11 protein-coding genes are annotated in these 14,926 nt (G+C 70.3%); 6 read left to right on the forward strand and 5 right to left on the reverse strand.

Annotated elements, in window-relative coordinates; all coding sequences use genetic code 11:
- The first annotated feature begins 85 nt into the window (after positions 1-85).
- From C7H73_RS10125 to C7H73_RS10135, 3 genes are read left to right on the forward strand one after another with little or no spacing between them, the layout of a single operon-like run.
- Positions 86-571, forward strand: a complete 486-nt coding sequence (locus tag C7H73_RS10125) for a cupredoxin domain-containing protein (RefSeq protein ID WP_106846532.1) — start codon at positions 86-88, stop codon at positions 569-571.
- 41 nt (positions 572-612) lie between these two features.
- Positions 613-1,113, forward strand: coding sequence for a DUF411 domain-containing protein (locus tag C7H73_RS10130; RefSeq protein WP_106846533.1), 501 nt, complete (start codon positions 613-615; stop codon positions 1,111-1,113).
- Positions 1,114-1,154: 41 nt separating this feature from the next.
- Positions 1,155-2,174, forward strand: coding sequence for a P1 family peptidase (locus C7H73_RS10135; protein ID WP_106846534.1), 1,020 nt, complete (start codon positions 1,155-1,157; stop codon positions 2,172-2,174).
- 22 nt (positions 2,175-2,196) lie between these two features.
- On the opposite strand, the gene C7H73_RS10140 is transcribed toward C7H73_RS10135, so the two are convergent.
- Together C7H73_RS10140 and ettA are read right to left on the reverse strand one after the other, a co-directional pair.
- Complete coding sequence (locus tag C7H73_RS10140; protein WP_106846535.1) at positions 2,197-4,626, reverse strand: DUF1631 family protein; 2,430 nt, start codon at positions 4,624-4,626, stop codon at positions 2,197-2,199.
- Between the two features lie 59 nt (positions 4,627-4,685).
- Positions 4,686-6,347 (reverse strand): energy-dependent translational throttle protein EttA, encoded by a 1,662-nt coding sequence (gene ettA / locus C7H73_RS10145; RefSeq protein ID WP_106846536.1) that lies wholly within the window; start codon positions 6,345-6,347, stop codon positions 4,686-4,688.
- A 258-nt stretch (positions 6,348-6,605) separates the two neighbouring features.
- Here ettA and C7H73_RS10150 point away from each other — a divergent pair, with 258 nt between their 5' ends.
- Together C7H73_RS10150 and C7H73_RS10155 are read left to right on the forward strand one after the other, a co-directional pair.
- Positions 6,606-8,384: a DEAD/DEAH box helicase gene (locus tag C7H73_RS10150; RefSeq protein ID WP_106846537.1), complete on the forward strand. Its 1,779-nt coding sequence runs from the start codon at positions 6,606-6,608 to the stop codon at positions 8,382-8,384.
- Positions 8,385-8,508: 124 nt separating this feature from the next.
- A complete protein-coding gene (locus tag C7H73_RS10155; RefSeq protein WP_106847624.1) occupies positions 8,509-10,293 on the forward strand; it encodes a M14 family metallopeptidase in 1,785 nt (594 codons plus the stop codon).
- 102 nt (positions 10,294-10,395) lie between these two features.
- On the opposite strand, the gene C7H73_RS10160 is transcribed toward C7H73_RS10155, so the two are convergent.
- Both C7H73_RS10160 and C7H73_RS10165 read right to left on the reverse strand, forming a co-directional pair.
- A complete protein-coding gene (locus tag C7H73_RS10160; protein ID WP_106846538.1) occupies positions 10,396-11,289 on the reverse strand; it encodes an NAD(P)-dependent oxidoreductase in 894 nt (297 codons plus the stop codon).
- Positions 11,290-11,336: 47 nt separating this feature from the next.
- Positions 11,337-12,284 carry a class I SAM-dependent methyltransferase gene (locus C7H73_RS10165; RefSeq protein WP_106846539.1) on the reverse strand — a complete coding sequence of 316 codons (948 nt, stop codon included), beginning with the start codon at positions 12,282-12,284 and terminating at the stop codon, positions 11,337-11,339.
- Positions 12,285-12,509: 225 nt separating this feature from the next.
- Between C7H73_RS10165 and C7H73_RS10170 the strand changes: the two genes are divergently transcribed.
- Complete coding sequence (locus tag C7H73_RS10170; protein ID WP_106846540.1) at positions 12,510-12,761, forward strand: GlsB/YeaQ/YmgE family stress response membrane protein; 252 nt, start codon at positions 12,510-12,512, stop codon at positions 12,759-12,761.
- 261 nt (positions 12,762-13,022) lie between these two features.
- On the opposite strand, the gene lpdA is transcribed toward C7H73_RS10170, so the two are convergent.
- Positions 13,023-14,870 (reverse strand): dihydrolipoyl dehydrogenase, encoded by a 1,848-nt coding sequence (lpdA, locus tag C7H73_RS10175; RefSeq protein WP_106846541.1) that lies wholly within the window; start codon positions 14,868-14,870, stop codon positions 13,023-13,025.
- Between the last annotated feature and the right edge of the window lie 56 nt (positions 14,871-14,926).

Below are 14,926 nucleotides of genomic sequence, written 5' to 3' on the forward strand. Positions count from 1 at the left end.
CCCTTGCCAGCCGCCGCGCGTCCGGGTGCTGCAGCGCACCCCGCGCGGGCGCCCGGCCTGTTGTCACGCTTTTCTTCCGCACTCCATGAATACTCTCCAATTGATAGCTGCCAGCGCTTTGCTGGCGGGCGCCAGCACCGTTTTTTCCCATGAAAGCCCCGCCCACCATGAGACCAGCGCCAGGCCGGCCGTGCAGCAGCCCTGGGGCATCGCCGGCGCGGCGCAGGACGCGCAGCGCACCCTCGTGCTGCAGATGACGGACGACATGCGCTTTACCCCCGCGCACTTCACCGTGCGCCAGGGCGAAACCGTGCGCCTGCGGGTGCCAAACCGCGGCCAGCTGATGCACGAGGTTGTCCTGGGCACGCCTGCATCGCTGGACGAGCATGCCGCCATGATGCGCAAGCACCCCGGCATGGAGCACGACGCGCCGCACATGGCTCACGTCGCACCCGGCGCGCAGGGCGAACTGGTCTGGCGCTTCAACCGCGCCGGCAGCTTCGACTTCGCCTGCCTGGTTGCCGGCCACTTCCAGGCCGGCATGCGCGGCACCTTCACCGTCACGCCATGACCCGCCTGCCACATTCGCATCTCGCCCCAGGAGCCCACGCCATGAACCTTCCCCCCTTCACCCGCCGCCAATGCCTGGCCGGCGCCGCCGCCCTGCTGGCCACGGCCGCGCTACCCGTCCTGGCGGCCGCCCCGGCAGCCGCTGCGCTGCCACCCATGGAAGTCTGGAAAGACCCCAACTGCGGCTGCTGCAAGGACTGGATCGTGCTGATGGAGCAGGCCGGCTTTGCCGTCACCGTGCACGAAAGCGGCAACGCCCCCGTGCGCGCCCAGCTGGGCCTGCCCACGCGCCTGGGCTCCTGCCACACGGCGCTGGTCGGCGGCTACCTGCTGGAAGGGCACGTGCCCGCAGCCGACGTGAAAAAGCTGCTGGCGCAAAAGCCCAAGGCGCTGGGCATCACCGTGCCCGGCATGCCCGTAGGCAGCCCCGGCATGGACGGGCCCGAATACGGCGGCCGCAAGGACCCGTACGACGTGCTGCTGGTCACCAAGAACCTGATGAACAGCGACGTCTCCACGCGCGTCTTCACCAGCTACCGCTGAACCAGGGCAGCCCGACGCGGTCCCTCCATAATGGCCGCGCCATGCACGACAGCCTCTTCGCCAGCGCGCCGGCCGGCGCCATCACCGACGTCCCCGGCATCGAGGCCGGCCACTTCACCGACACGCGCCGGCCCACGGGCTGCAGCGTGGTCATCGCCCGCGAGGGCGCGGTGGCCGGTGTGGACGTGCGCGGCGCTGCGCCCGGCACGCGCGAGACCGACCTGCTGGCGCCGGGCAATCTCGTCAACGAAGTCCACGCCATCGTGCTGGCCGGGGGCAGCGCCTGGGGCCTGGACGCGGCCACCGGCGCCGTGCGCTGGCTGGAGGAGCACGGCGTGGGGCTGGACGTGGGCGTCGCCCGCCTGCCGCTGGTGCCGGCCGCCGTGCTGTTCGACCTGCCCGTGGGCGACGCCCGCATCCGCCCCGACGCGGCTGCCGGCTACGCTGCCTGCGCCGCAGCCGCCACCGGCCAGCCGCTGGCCGAAGGCAACGTGGGCGCCGGCGCCGGCGCCGTCGTGGGCAAGATGTTTGGCCTGCAGCACGCCATGAAGGGCGGCATCGGCACGGCGTGCGTGCGGGTGGCTGGTGTGACGGTGGGCGCCCTGGTGGCCTGCAACGCCGTGGGCGATGTGGTCGATCCCGAGACCGGCCGGCCCCTGGCCGGCGCCCGCACCGCAGCAGGCGACGCGCTGCGGGGCACCCGGCGCGCCCTGCTGCGCGGCGAGCCGCCACACCCGCTGCTGGCCGGCAGCAACACCACCATCGGCGTGATCGCCACCGACGCTCGGCTGACCAAGGTGCAGGCCCAGCGCCTGGCGGTGTCCGGCCACGACGGGCTGGCGCGCAGCATCAACCCGGTGCACACCATGAGCGACGGCGACACGCTGTTCGCCCTGGCCACCGGCCGCGCCGACCAGCACCCCGGCATGATGGTGCTGGCCACCATGGCGGCCGAAGCGGTGGCGCACGCCACCGTGCGCGCCGTGCGGGCGGCCCGCAGCCTGCAGCTGCCGGGCGGGCTGTCGCTGCCCGCCTGCACCGACCTGCGGCGCGCGGGCTGATCGTTGTAAATCCTGCAGTGAACTAGCGCTGGCGCGCCCGGCCGCTGCGCGGCGCGGCGGCCGGGGCGGGCGCGCCCGCCAGCCGGCGAAAGGCACCCTCGCCCGAGAGCTTGTCGATCATGCGGCGCGTCATGGACTGGGTGCTGCCGTCCAGCCCCGTGAACAGGAACAGGGTGTTGTGCGGGCTGGCCCAGGTCAGCTGGGTCTGCACCGTCACTTGCTGGCTGACGATCTCCACCCACTGGCCGATCTGCAGCGCACCCTTGGCGTCGTCGGCGGCCGGCACATCCGGACGCGGCTCCTGGGCCAGGGCCTGCATTTCGGACTGCGTGGGCAGCTCGTCCTGCACGGACAGCGGGGCGGCCAGGCTGTCTGCGGGCTCTGCGGGCGGCGGCTCAGCGGCCGCCTGGGCCGCATCGGCCTGGGCCTGGGCCTGGGCCTGGGCGTGGGCGTGGGCGTGGGCGTGGGCCTGGGCCTGGGCAGCTTCGACTTCAGCTTGTGCCCGGGCCTGCTCCTGGGCGCGCGCTGCTTCGGCGCGCCGCTGCTGTTCGTGGTGATAGTCCTGCGCCAGCTGCAGCAGGCCCAGCAGGCGTTCCTCCGCGGCCTGTATTCCATCGGCCGGGTGGTTGATGCTCATCAGCCCCTCGCGCAGCGTGGGCAGCGCCGCCGCCAGGGCCTGGCCCAGCCGCTCGGGCTCGGCGTGCAGCTGCGCCTGCTGCCCGGCCGCCAGCAGCAGCGGCACCAGGGCCAGGTAGCCGCCGGGGTCATCGTCCCCGCCTGCGTCACCGCCCTCCGCGGTCTGCGCCAGCGCCACCACGGCGGCCCAGGGGCCGGTGACGAAAGCCAGCAGGTCTGCCGGCGCGCCATCGGCGTTGGGCAGGCGGCGAAAGTCGGCCGCCAGGCGCTCGGCCAGCAGGTCGCGCTGCTCGCGCAGCTGGCGTTCGCGCTCCTTGGCCTCGCGGCGCTCGCGGCGGTGGCGCTCCTGCGTCTCCCAGGCCTTTTCCAGGGCGCGCAGCACGCGCTCGAAAGGGACGGAACTTTCGATGCGCGCCGTCGCCAGGTGGCCCACCACCTCGTTGACCAGGCGCATGAAGCGCCCGAACGAGGGCGAGTCTTCCCGGTCGAAGGCCAGGCTGCGCTGCGTCAGCTCGTCCAGCAGGCGGCGCGCAGGGTGCTGCTCGTCGCTGAAAAAACGCGTGTCGTGGCGCACCAGTTCGCGCAGCGCTGGCGCCAGGCTCTGGATGGCGCGCTGCATGGGCGGCAGCAGGCGCGCGTCCTGGGAGATGTTGTCCATCATGCGGCTGACCACGTCCTGCGCGGCGCGCTCGGGCGAGGCCTGCTGCACGGGGGCCGGCACGGGCGCGGAGGCTGGCATCATGGCCGAGGTACCGGCCCAGGCGCTGGCGCCCTGGGCGCCGGCCAGCCGGCCCACCAGGTGCTCCAGCTGCGCCAGGTCCTGCATGGCGTCCGCGGCTTCCTGGGTCACATAGCCGCCGTGCCCCGACACAGCGCCATGGCCGCCTGCCGCCGCAGCGCCCCCGTGCACGGCATTCATCGCGAACGGGTCACCCAGGCCAGCCAGCATCTGGCGCAGCATGCCCACGGTGAGCAGCGCTTCCTCCGCCGCCGGCGCCAGCGGCACGCCGCCAGAGACGCCGCCGCCCCAGCCGGAGCCATGCTCGGGCAGGCCGTAGTGGCTGACCAGCCCGCTGTGTACCGAAGAAGCGTAGCCACCCATGCCCATCTGCGCACTGGCCGAATAGCCGCCGTAGCTGCTGCGCTGCGCACCGGCCAGGCCGGCGACGGCATAGCCCACCGGCTCCACCCCCTGCTCGCGCAGGGCGCTTGCGGTGCGCTGGTACACCTCCACCAGCTGCTGGCCCAGCTGCTCGCGCATCTGGGCCATCCACTGCTGGCGCACGTCGCCCGACACGCCGGTATCGCCCACCACCTGCTGCAGCGCGCGGATGTAGTTCTCGGGCCGCAGCGGATTGCGCTCGGGCTGCACGTTGCCCAGGCCCTGGGCGGAGCTGACTAGGGCGTTCAGCTCGGCCAGCGCCGCCTCGGTGGCCAGCGCCGCCGTCTGCTGGGCGCGCGCCAGCTCCACCTGCGCCAGCACCTCGGTATCGTCCATCAGTGCCAGCTCGCCGAAATCGATGCCCGTGTCGATGCCGGCCGGGCCCCGGGCGCGCGGCTGCGCCGGGCCGTCGGCAAAGGCCTCCAGCAGCGCCAGGGGGTAGGCCTTGACCAGCTGCGCCTCGTGCTGGTTCAGCAGGCGCAGGGCGTCAGCCACCAGGTGGCGCCGCTGCACATCGCGGCTGGACGATTCTTCCTCGCTCAGGGCGCTGCGAGTGCGGGTGAGCAGTTGCCCCATGAGCGTCTCGCCGTCGCGGATGGCATTGACGACGCATGCGCGAAAAACCGTTCTGGCGCGAGACGCTGGCAGGGGCATGGCTCGTGGGAAAAGGGAGGAAGGGCGGCAGGCCGCCCGATACTACTACCGCAGGCGCGTCACTTGAGGGCCTTGTAGCGCATGCGCTTGGGGGCAGCGCCCTCTTCGCCCAGGCGCTTCTTCTTGTCGGCCTCGTACTCCTGGTAGTTGCCGTCAAAGAACACCCACTGGCTGTCGCCCTCGGCGGCCAAGATGTGGGTGGCGATGCGGTCCAGGAACCAGCGGTCGTGGCTGATGACCATCACCGTGCCGGCGTATTCCAGCAGCGCGTCTTCCAGGGCGCGCAGGGTTTCCACGTCCAGGTCGTTGGAGGGCTCGTCCAGCATCAGCACGTTGCCGCCCTGGATCAGCGTCTTGGCCAGGTGCAGGCGCCCGCGCTCGCCGCCCGAGAGGTTGCCGACCTTCTTTTGCTGGTCCTGGCCGTTGAAGTTAAAACGCCCGGCGTAGGCGCGCGAGGCCATGGTGAACTTGCCCACGTTGATCATGTCCAGCCCCCCGGAGATGTCCTCCCACACGGTCTTCTCGTTGGCCAGCTCGTCGCGGTGCTGGTCCACAAAGGCCATCTTCACCGTCTGGCCGATCTCGACGGTGCCGGAGTCAGGCTGCTCCTTGCCGGCGATCAGCTTGAATAGCGTGGACTTACCGGCGCCGTTGGGGCCAATGATGCCGACGATGGCACCCGCCGGAATGTTCATGGACAGGTTGTCGATCAGCAGGCGGTCGCCGAAGGCCTTGGAGACGTTCTTGAACTCGATGACCTTGGAGCCCAAGCGCTCGGCCACGGGAATGAAGATCTCCTGCGTCTCGTTGCGCTTTTGGTATTCGTAGTCGCTCAGCTCCTCGAAGCGTGCGATACGGGCCTTGGACTTGGCCTGGCGCCCCTTGGCGTTCTGGCGCACCCACTCCAGCTCCTTCTTCAGGGCCTTGGCGCGGGCTTCTTCGCCCTTTTGCTCGGCCTCCAGGCGGTTGCCCTTCTGGATCAGCCAGTCCGAGTAGTTGCCCTTGTAGGGAATGCCGTGGCCGCGGTCCAGCTCCAGGATCCACTCGGCGGCGTTGTCCAGGAAGTAGCGGTCGTGGGTGATGGCCACCACGGTGCCGGAGAAGCGGTGCAGGAATTGCTCCAGCCAGTCCACGCTTTCCGCGTCCAGGTGGTTGGTGGGCTCGTCCAGCAGCAGCATGTCGGGCTTGGACAACAGCAGCTGGCACAGGGCCACGCGGCGCTTTTCGCCACCGGACAGCTGCCCGACCATGGCATCCCAGGGCGGCAGGCGCAGCGCGTCGGCGGCGATCTCCAGCTGGTGCTCCGAATCGGTGCCGGCGGCGGCGATGATGGCTTCCAGCTCACCTTGCTCCTTGGCCAGGGCGTCGAAGTCGGCATCTTCCTCGGCGTAGGCGGCGTACACCTCCTCCAGGCGGGCCTTGGCGTTGTTCACCTCGGCCATGGCTTCTTCCACAGCCTGGCGCACCGTGTGCTCGGGATTGAGCTGGGGCTCCTGGGGCAGGTAGCCGATAGACAGGCCGGCCATGGGCAGGGCCTCGCCCTCGAACTCCTTGTCCACGCCAGCCATGATCTTCAAGAGCGACGACTTGCCCGAGCCGTTCAGGCCCAGCACGCCGATCTTGGCGCCAGGAAAGAATGACAGCGAGATGTCCTTCAAGATCTGCCGCTTCGGGGGCACGGTCTTGCTGACACGATTCATCGAGAAAACGTACTGGGCCATGGAGTCTTAATCTGAAAAAAATAGCAAAAAAGGGGCGCCAGCCAAGGCGCGCGCAACCATTGATTATCGGCGCATGCGACAATGGCAGCCGCCACGGGCTCCAGTCACCCGGGCAGCAGCAGTCAAGCTGGGGACGAAGGAAGCATCGCCTTCCGGGCTCCCACTCCTGCAATCATCGGCCCCTTTTGTACTGGTTCGGCAACACCCTGCCGACGACGGGCCGATACCCGGCGCCCAGGACGGGCGCATCCAACAACGATGACATTTGACGAACTGAAGCTCTCGCCGGCCATTTTGCGGGCCGTGCAGGAACAGGGCTATGACAGCCCTACCCCCATCCAGGCCCAGGCCATTCCTGCCGTGCTGGCAGGCCACGACCTGCTGGCCGGCGCGCAGACCGGCACCGGCAAGACGGCCGCCTTCACGCTGCCCCTGCTGCAGCGCCTGGAAGCGGGCAACCCCGCCACCAGCCGCTTCGGCGGCCGCGGCGTGCGCGCTCTGGTGCTGACCCCCACGCGCGAATTGGCCGCCCAGGTCGAAGAATCCGTGCGCGGCTACGGCAAGCACCTGGACATCAAGTCCACCGTGATCTTCGGCGGTGTGGGCATGAACCCCCAGATCGACCGCATCAAGCGCGGCGTGGACATCCTGGTGGCAACGCCCGGGCGCCTGCTGGACCTGCAGCAGCAGGGCTTCCTGGACCTGTCCACCGTCGAGGTGCTGGTGCTGGACGAAGCCGACCGCATGCTGGACATGGGCTTCATCCACGACGTGAAGAAGATCCTCGCCCTGCTGCCTTCGTCCAAACAGAGCCTGCTGTTTTCTGCCACGTTCAGCGACGAGATCCGCGAGCTGGCCAGCGGCCTGCTCAAGAACCCGCAAAGCATCCAGGTCACCCCGCGCAACACCACGGTGCAGCGCATCAGCCAGGTCATCCACCCGGTGGGCCGCGGCAAGAAAAAGCAGGTGCTTCTGCACATCATCCAGCAGCACGACTGGAGCCAGGTGCTGGTGTTCACGCGCACCAAGTTCGGTGCCAACAACGTGGCCGACTACCTGACCAAGAACGGCGTGACGGCCATGGCGCTGCACGGCAACAAGAGCCAGAGCGCCCGTACCCAGGCGCTGGAAGGCTTCAAGACCGGCCAGATCCGCGCCCTGGTGGCCACCGACATTGCCGCGCGCGGCATCGACATCGACGACCTGCCGCACGTCGTCAACTACGAGATCCCCAACGTCTCCGAGGACTATGTGCACCGCATCGGCCGCACCGGCCGCGCCGGGCGCGAGGGCCACGCCGTGAGCCTGGTCTGCATGGACGAGGAAGGCTTCATGATGGACATCGAGCGCTTCACCAAGCAGGAGATTCCCGTGCAGGTGATCGATGGCTTCGGCCCTGACGAGGGCGAGCAGGCCGAGCCCATCGCCATGGGTCGCCAGACCATCTGGGGCGGCGCTGGCAAGCCACCGGGGCGCGACGTGATGCAGGCGGCTGCCAAGGCCGCACGCCAGGAGATGATGGAGCGCATCCGCACCAACAAGGCAGCCACGGGCGCCGGGGGTGGCCAGCGCGGCCGCCAAGGTGGCGCCGAAGGCGGCCAGTCCCGCAAGGAAGGCGCCGAGGGCGGTGGCCGCGGCCGGCATGGCGGCGCCAGCGCCGGCCAGGGCCCCCGCCCGGCCGGCCGCGCCCCGCAGCCGCAGCAAAACGCGGGCGGCGCACGCCGCCGCAGCGGTGGCGGCGGTGGCGGTACCGGTGGCGGCATGGCTGGCAGCGGTGGTGCTACCGGTGGTGGCCAGCGTCGTCATGACGACAGCCAGCCGCGCGGCGAAAACGCCCACATGCTGACCCAGACCGGTCACTCGCTCATGCCCCGGCGCCCCGGTGGCGGCGGCCAGCCCGACCCCATGCGCACCAACGTGGACATGATGGCCGGCAGCGGCCGCCGTGGCGGTGGCTATCGCAATGGCGGCGGCGGCGGTGGTGGTGGCGGCGGCTCGCGCGGGCCGCGCGGCGGTGGCGGCGGTTACGGCCGCTGACGCGCTGGCAGGCTCGCCCTGCACAGGCTCTGAGCCCGGCTTGCGCCGGGCTTTTTTCTGGCACTGACTCGCGCCCGCAGCCGGCTAATATCGGCCCAGGAAACACTCAAGCTCGCCCCCCATGATGAACCAGACCCTCACGGGCCGCCGTGCAGCCGCGCCCGCCCGTCCCCTGCTGCGCGCGGCGCGCCTGCCCTTGCTGGCGCTGTCGGCCCTGGTGCTGGCCGCCTGCTCCAGCACGCCGCTGCCGCCCTGGCCCTCGCAGACCGCCGAGACCGGCACGCCGCGGCAGGGCCGGGTGGTGCCGCCGCCGCTGGGCACGGCCGGCCCGCGCGATGCGGCCCCGCCTTCGGCTGTCACCGTGACGCCCGTGGAGCCCGCACCCACCTTGTCCACCCAGGCCGCGCCCGCGCCGCTGTCGGCCGTGGAGGCGCGCTTTGCCGACCCTTCCGGTCGCTATGACACGCCCGGCCTGGCCGAAGGCCGCCGCGCCTTTACCACCAATGCCGAGCTGGCCCAGTGGCTGGGCCGCCTGGGTGCGGCCGCGCCCGGCGGGCATACCAAGGCGCAGGTCCTGAACTTCGGCCGCTCGCAGCGCGGCACGCCGCTGCCGGCCTTGGTGCTGACCCGCGCCGGCGGCACCGACGTGGCCGCGCTGGAGGCCAGCGGCCGGCCCACCGTGCTGCTGATGGGCCAGCAACACGGCGACGAGCCGGCCAGCGCCGAGGCCCTGCTGATCATGGCGCGCGAGCTGGCCCCAGGCGGCCTGCTGGAGCCCATGCTGGACGCCATCAACGTCATCGTCGTGCCGCGCGCCAATCCCGATGGCGCCGAGTCCGGGCAGCACCTGACGGCCAGCGGCACCGACCTGGACCAGGACCACCTGGCACTGCGCACGCCCGAGGCCCAGGCGCTGGCGCGGCTGGTGCGCAACTACCGGCCGATTGCCATCATCGACGCGCACGAATACCCGGTGCACAGCCTGCTGGCCGAGCGCGCCGGCGTGCTGCCGCGCGCCGACCTGCTGCTGCAGCGGGCCACGACGGCCAACCTGCCGGAGTTCATGACCAAGGCTGCGATGGAGTGGTACCACGACCCCATGGTGAAGGCGCTGACCGGTGCCGGGCTCACGCAGGACTGGTACTTCACGCCGGAGCAGACCGATGGCGGCGCCCTGCGCCTGGCCATGGGGAGCACGGCTGCCGACAGCGCGCGCAACGTCAACGGGCTGAAGAATGCCGTCAGCCTGCGCATCGACAGCCGCGGCGCTGACCTGGACCGCAGCCAGATCCAGCGGCGCGTGCACGCGCACGTCACTGCGCTGACCAGCGCGCTGCGCAGCACGGTGGAAAAAGCCGCCAGCCTGGAGTCGGTGCGCTCGTATGAGGCGCGCGAGATTGCGTCGCAGGCCTGCCGGGGCGACCTGGTGGTGCGCGCGCAGGGCACGCCGCTGCAGCGCGAGCTGATCGGCATCGACCCGCAGACCGGCGCCGACCGGCCGCTGCACCTGCAGTGGGACTCGACCCTGCAGCTGCAGACCACGTTGCGCCGCGCCCGCCCTTGCGGCTACTGGCTGGCCGCCAGCGCCGGCGACGCCGTGCAGCGCCTGCGCTGGCTGGGCGTGCAGGTGCTGCGCGTGGCCGAGCCCGGGGCGGTATTGGCCGACCTGTACGAGCAGGCCGGCGGCGAGCGCGGCGAGGGCCTGCAGCTGGCCACGCGGCGCGGCACCATCGACGTGCCCGAGGGCAGCTACTACGTGCCCATGAACCAGACCCTGGCCAACCTGGCCGCCGCAGCGCTGGAGCCCGACACCCGCGGCAGCTACTACGCCCACCAGCTGGTGGGCGGCCTGCAGGATACGGCGCGCGTCATGGCCAACCCGCCGCTGGTCTTTGAGGAGATGGATTGAGTGAAAAGCCCCAGCAGCTATTGATTCGATAGCTGCTGCCGCTTTATCCATGCGGGCTGGAGTCGGATTTGACTACAAGTGCGCCCCGCCCTGCGACCCGCCTCAGGGCACCTTGTGCACGGCCTGCAGCTGCGCCACCAGCTCGGGCACCAGCGCATCGGCGCCGCCCTGCTCCACCGCCCGGCCAAAGGTGGCCTGCACGGCCTGGGCAATGGTGAGCGCGGCCTGCCCGTCCTGCGCCATGGCGGTGTAGTAGCCCATGTCCTTCAGGGCGTTGCCCATGGCAAAGCGCAGCCCCGAAGCATCCTGCGCCAGCAGGTAGGGCCGCAGGCGCTCCAGCGCGACGCCAGCGCCGCCACCCTGGGCCAGCACGTCCACGAAGACCTCAGGTGCCACGCCTCCGCCCACAGCGCAGGCGGCAGCCTCGGCGATCAGCGCCACGCTGCCCAGCGACACATAGTTGTGCAGCAGCTTCATGCGGTGGCCCGTGCCGGCGGCGCCGGTGTGGGTGATGTTCTCGGCGAAGCATTCCAGCAGGGGCCGGCAACGGGCCAGCACCTGTGCATCGCCCCCCACCAGCAGATTCAGCCGGCCCTCGCGCGCCTCGCGCGGGGTGCGCGTCATGGGCGCGTCCAGAAACTGCACGCCCGCCGCCTGGCAGGCCTGCGCCACCCGCTCGGTGGACGACGGGATGGCGGTGGAGCAGTCCACCACCACCGCGCCGGCCGGCAGCGCGGCCAGTGCGCCCTGCGCGCCCAGCAGCACGGCCTCCACCTGCGGCGAGCCGGTCACGCACAGGATCAGCACGTCGCACTGGCGCGCCAGCGACTGCACGTTGGCGGCGGTGGCCACACCCAGCGCCAGCAGCTCGCCCAGCGGCTGGTTGCCCGGGTGCTCCAGCACGGTCAGCAGCTGGCCCTTGCGGACCAGGCTCAGGGCAATGCCGTGGCCCATCAGGCCGACGCCGACGAGGCCGATGCGGGGAGAGGTGCTCATGGGACAGGTCTGGTTGAGGTGAGGTCGTAAGGCGGATTGTGCGGCTCTCAAGCCGGCTGGCGATAGGCCAGCACCTTCAGCGCCCGGTCTGCGTCCACATCGGCAAACGCCGGCGGGTTGGGCACGCGGGCCACGAACGCCAGCCCCGGCGCCGCCAGGCTCACCTGCTCGCGCAGGAAGGACTCGCCCAGCTCCGGCGCGTTCAGGCACAGCAGCGCATGGCCGCCCGGGGTCAGCAGGTCCGGCAGGCGGCGCAGGATGCGGGCGTAATCCTTGGTGGCGACGAAACTGCCCTTTTGGTAGCTGGGCGGGTCGGCGATCACCAGGTCGTACGGCCCGCCGCGGGTGATCTTGCCCCACGTGCTGAAGATGTCGTGGGCCAAAAAGCTGGCGCCCGCCAGTCCGTTCAGGCCATGGTTTTGCTGCCCCGTGGCCATCGCCCCGCGGCCCATGTCCACGTTCACCACCTGCGCCGCCCCCGCCTGCAGCGCAGCGACCGAAAACGCACAGGTGTAGGCAAACAGGTTCAGCACCCGCGAGCCGCGCCCCGTGCGGGCGCGGTGCGCGGCCACATGCGCGCGCACCCAGCGCCGGCCTGCGGCCATGTCCAGAAACAAGCCGTGGTTCTGCCCCTGCAGCACATGCACGCGCAGGCGCGCGCCGTCTTCGGCGACCACGTGCGGGTCGGGCACGCTGCCGGCCATCAGGCGCGTGTCGCTGCGCCCTTCGATCCGCAGCGCCGCGCCGCGGTGCTGAAACACCCAGTTCAAAGGCTGGGCAGGCGCGATCTGCTGCCAGCGCGCCTGCAGCGCCGCGCCGATGGCGGCCACCTCGTCATCGGCCGCAGGGGCAAAGCTGGTAAGCAGGAAGACCGGCGGATAGGCATCGAGCGTCCACTGCTCGCAACCCGGGTGAAGCCCGCCCCGGCCGTGGAAGATGCGGCAGGCATCGGTGGGCGCAGGCATGGCGGCGATGGCGTAGAGCAGGGCTTGCATGGCGATGGGATACGGCAATCGATCCGAGTGAAATCGGCCTTCGACGCTTGACCATCAAGCGCGGGCAGCTAGCGAAATAATAGCAGCCGCCCCGGACAGCCTGTGCGCCTGCCCTGCCGGCCAGACAGGCCCGTGGCCGACATGCGCCGGGGACAAACCTTTTTACAGTAACGCGCGGGTCGGTGCCGCCAGCGCCAGCCCCTTCTCATCTTTTGAAAGGAACCCATGTTCTCCCTTCTCGGAACCATCATCGTCGGCTTCATCGTGGGGCTGCTGGCCCGCGCCTTGAAGCCGGGCAATGACAAGCTCGGCCTGATCATGACCACCCTGCTGGGCATTGGCGGCGCGCTGCTGGCGCGCTACATCGGCGTTGCCATGGGCTGGTACACGCCGGAGGCGACCGCGGGCTGGATCGCCTCCATCGTGGGCGCGATCGTGCTGCTGTTCCTCTACGGGCTGGTCAGGAAGAAGGTGTGACGCCGGCGGGTGAGGAGCGCCCCTCACTCCCTCCCTTTGCAGCAAGCGGGCGAGGATGGGGTGAGGGCCGCACCGCCGCGCGCTCATCGTTTCGCGCAGCCCGTCTTATTCCAGGCCCACCGCCTCACGCTTGGTCAAATCGAGCTCCAACGCTGGCCGATCAAGCGCTGACAGCTATCAAATTTGACAATTCCTCTCAACAATGAAAAAGGCCGCGCAGCCCTTGCGGGACCTGCGCGGCCGGCTTCGCTTCAATAGCGCCTACTTGCGCTGCGGCGGCACGTCCGTGCAGCTGCCGTGCGCCACCTCGGCCGCCATGCCGATGCTCTCGCCCAGCGTGGGGTGCGGGTGGATGGTCTTGCCGATGTCCACGCTGTCCGCACCCATCTCGATGGCCAGGGCGATCTCGCCGATCATGTCGCCGGCGTGCATGCCGACGATGCCGCCGCCCAGGATGCGGCCATGGCCGTGCGCCTCGGGCGAGTCGTCGAACAGCAGCTTGGTGAAGCCCTCGTCGCGGCCGTTGGCAATCGCCCGGCCCGACGCTGCCCAGGGGAACAGGCCCTTCTTGACTTTGATGCCCTGCGCCTTGGCCTGCTCCTCGGTCAGGCCCACCCAGGCGATCTCGGGGTCGGTATAAGCCACGCTGGGGATCACGCGGGCGTTGAAGGCGGCCGCCGCCAGTTCCTGGTTGCCCTGCAGTTCGCCGGCGATGACTTCCGCCGCCACGTGCGCCTCATGCACCGCCTTGTGCGCCAGCATGGGCTGGCCGACGATGTCGCCGATGGCGAAGATGTGCGGCACGTTGGTGCGCATCTGGATGTCCACGTCGATGAAGCCGCGGTCCGTGACGGCAACCCCCGCTTTTTCAGCGGCGATCTTCTTGCCATTGGGCGTGCGGCCCACGGCCTGCAGCACCAGGTCGTACACCTGCGGCTCGGGGGCGCTGCCGCCCTCTTCCTCCGGCGCAAAGCTGACCTTGATGCCTTCCGGCGTGGCCTCGGCGCCTACCGTCTTGGTCTTCAGCATGACGTTGTCGAAGCGGTGGGCATTCATCTTCTGCCAGACCTTGACCAGGTCGCGGTCGGCGCCCTGCATCAGGCCGTCCAGCATCTCGACCACGTCCAGCCGCGCGCCGAGTGTGGAATACACCGTGCCCATCTCCAGGCCGATGATGCCGCCGCCCAGGATCAGCATGCGCTTGGGAACCTCCTTGAGCGCCAGGGCGCCGGTGGAGTCCACGACGCGCGGGTCGTCGGGCATGAAGGGCAGGCGCACGGCCTGCGAGCCGGCGGCGATGATGGCGCGCTGGAAAGCTATCGTCTTCTTGCCGCCCGCCCTGTCCTGGCCGTCGCCGCTGGTTTCCTCCACCTCCAGGTGGTTGGCCCCCACGAAGCTGCCGTAGCCGCGCACGGTGGTCACCTTGCGCATCTTGGCCATCTGGGCCAGGCCGCCGGTCAGCTTGCCGACGACCTTGTCCTTGTGCCCGCGCAGTGTGTCGATGTTCACCTGTGGCGCACCGAAGTCGATGCCCGCGGCCTTCAGGTGGCTGACCTCGTCCATCACGGCCGCCACATGCAGCAGCGCCTTGGACGGGATGCAGCCCACGTTCAGGCACACGCCGCCCAGCGTGGCGTAGCGCTCGACCAGAACCACCTTGAGCCCCAGATCGGCGGCGCGGAAGGCGGCCGAGTAGCCGCCGGGGCCGCCGCCCAACACCAGCACGTCGCACTCCAGGTCGGCGCTGCCGGAAAAGCGGGATGCTTCTGCTTCAGGAGCTGCTGGCGCTTGCGCAGCGGGCGCTGGAGCCTGTTTTGGCTCTGAAGGCGCAGCGGCGGGCGCCGACGCGGGCGCCGGCGCCGCGGCCGATTCCTCGGCCTCCAGCGTCAGCAGCACGCTGCCCTGCCTGACTTTGTCGCCCAGCTTGACCTTCAGCTCCTTGACCTTGCCGGCGTGGCTGGAGGGGATCTCCATGGAGGCCTTGTCGGACTCCACGGTGACCAGGCTTTGCTCGGCGCGGATGGTGTCGCCGGTCTGGACCAGCACCTCGATCACGGCCACTTCGTCGAAGTCGCCGATGTCGGGTACCTGGATATCGATGAGTGCCATCTTTTTCCAATCAGTTGGGGACAGGGCAAAACGCTGCTTTGGTCTGTCCCGCAAGG

Origin of the sequence: Pulveribacter suum, assembly GCF_003013695.1 — a bacterium.
Taxonomy (GTDB): domain Bacteria; phylum Pseudomonadota; class Gammaproteobacteria; order Burkholderiales; family Burkholderiaceae_C; genus Melaminivora; species Melaminivora suum.

Excerpts from the sequence above, each read along its gene's own strand:
- C7H73_RS10125 (WP_106846532.1), top strand. The coding sequence starts at position 86 with ATGAATACTCTCCAATTGATAGCTGCCAGCGCTTTGCTGGCGGGCGCC.
- C7H73_RS10130 (WP_106846533.1), top strand. The coding sequence starts at position 613 with ATGAACCTTCCCCCCTTCACCCGCCGCCAATGCCTGGCCGGCGCCGCC.
- C7H73_RS10135 (WP_106846534.1), top strand. The coding sequence starts at position 1,155 with ATGCACGACAGCCTCTTCGCCAGCGCGCCGGCCGGCGCCATCACCGAC.
- C7H73_RS10140 (WP_106846535.1), bottom strand. The coding sequence starts at position 4,626 with ATGCCCCTGCCAGCGTCTCGCGCCAGAACGGTTTTTCGCGCATGCGTC.
- ettA (WP_106846536.1), bottom strand. The coding sequence starts at position 6,347 with ATGGCCCAGTACGTTTTCTCGATGAATCGTGTCAGCAAGACCGTGCCC.
- C7H73_RS10150 (WP_106846537.1), top strand. The coding sequence starts at position 6,606 with ATGACATTTGACGAACTGAAGCTCTCGCCGGCCATTTTGCGGGCCGTG.
- C7H73_RS10155 (WP_106847624.1), top strand. The coding sequence starts at position 8,509 with ATGAACCAGACCCTCACGGGCCGCCGTGCAGCCGCGCCCGCCCGTCCC.
- C7H73_RS10160 (WP_106846538.1), bottom strand. The coding sequence starts at position 11,289 with ATGAGCACCTCTCCCCGCATCGGCCTCGTCGGCGTCGGCCTGATGGGC.
- C7H73_RS10165 (WP_106846539.1), bottom strand. The coding sequence starts at position 12,284 with ATGCAAGCCCTGCTCTACGCCATCGCCGCCATGCCTGCGCCCACCGAT.
- C7H73_RS10170 (WP_106846540.1), top strand. The coding sequence starts at position 12,510 with ATGTTCTCCCTTCTCGGAACCATCATCGTCGGCTTCATCGTGGGGCTG.
- lpdA (WP_106846541.1), bottom strand. The coding sequence starts at position 14,870 with ATGGCACTCATCGATATCCAGGTACCCGACATCGGCGACTTCGACGAA.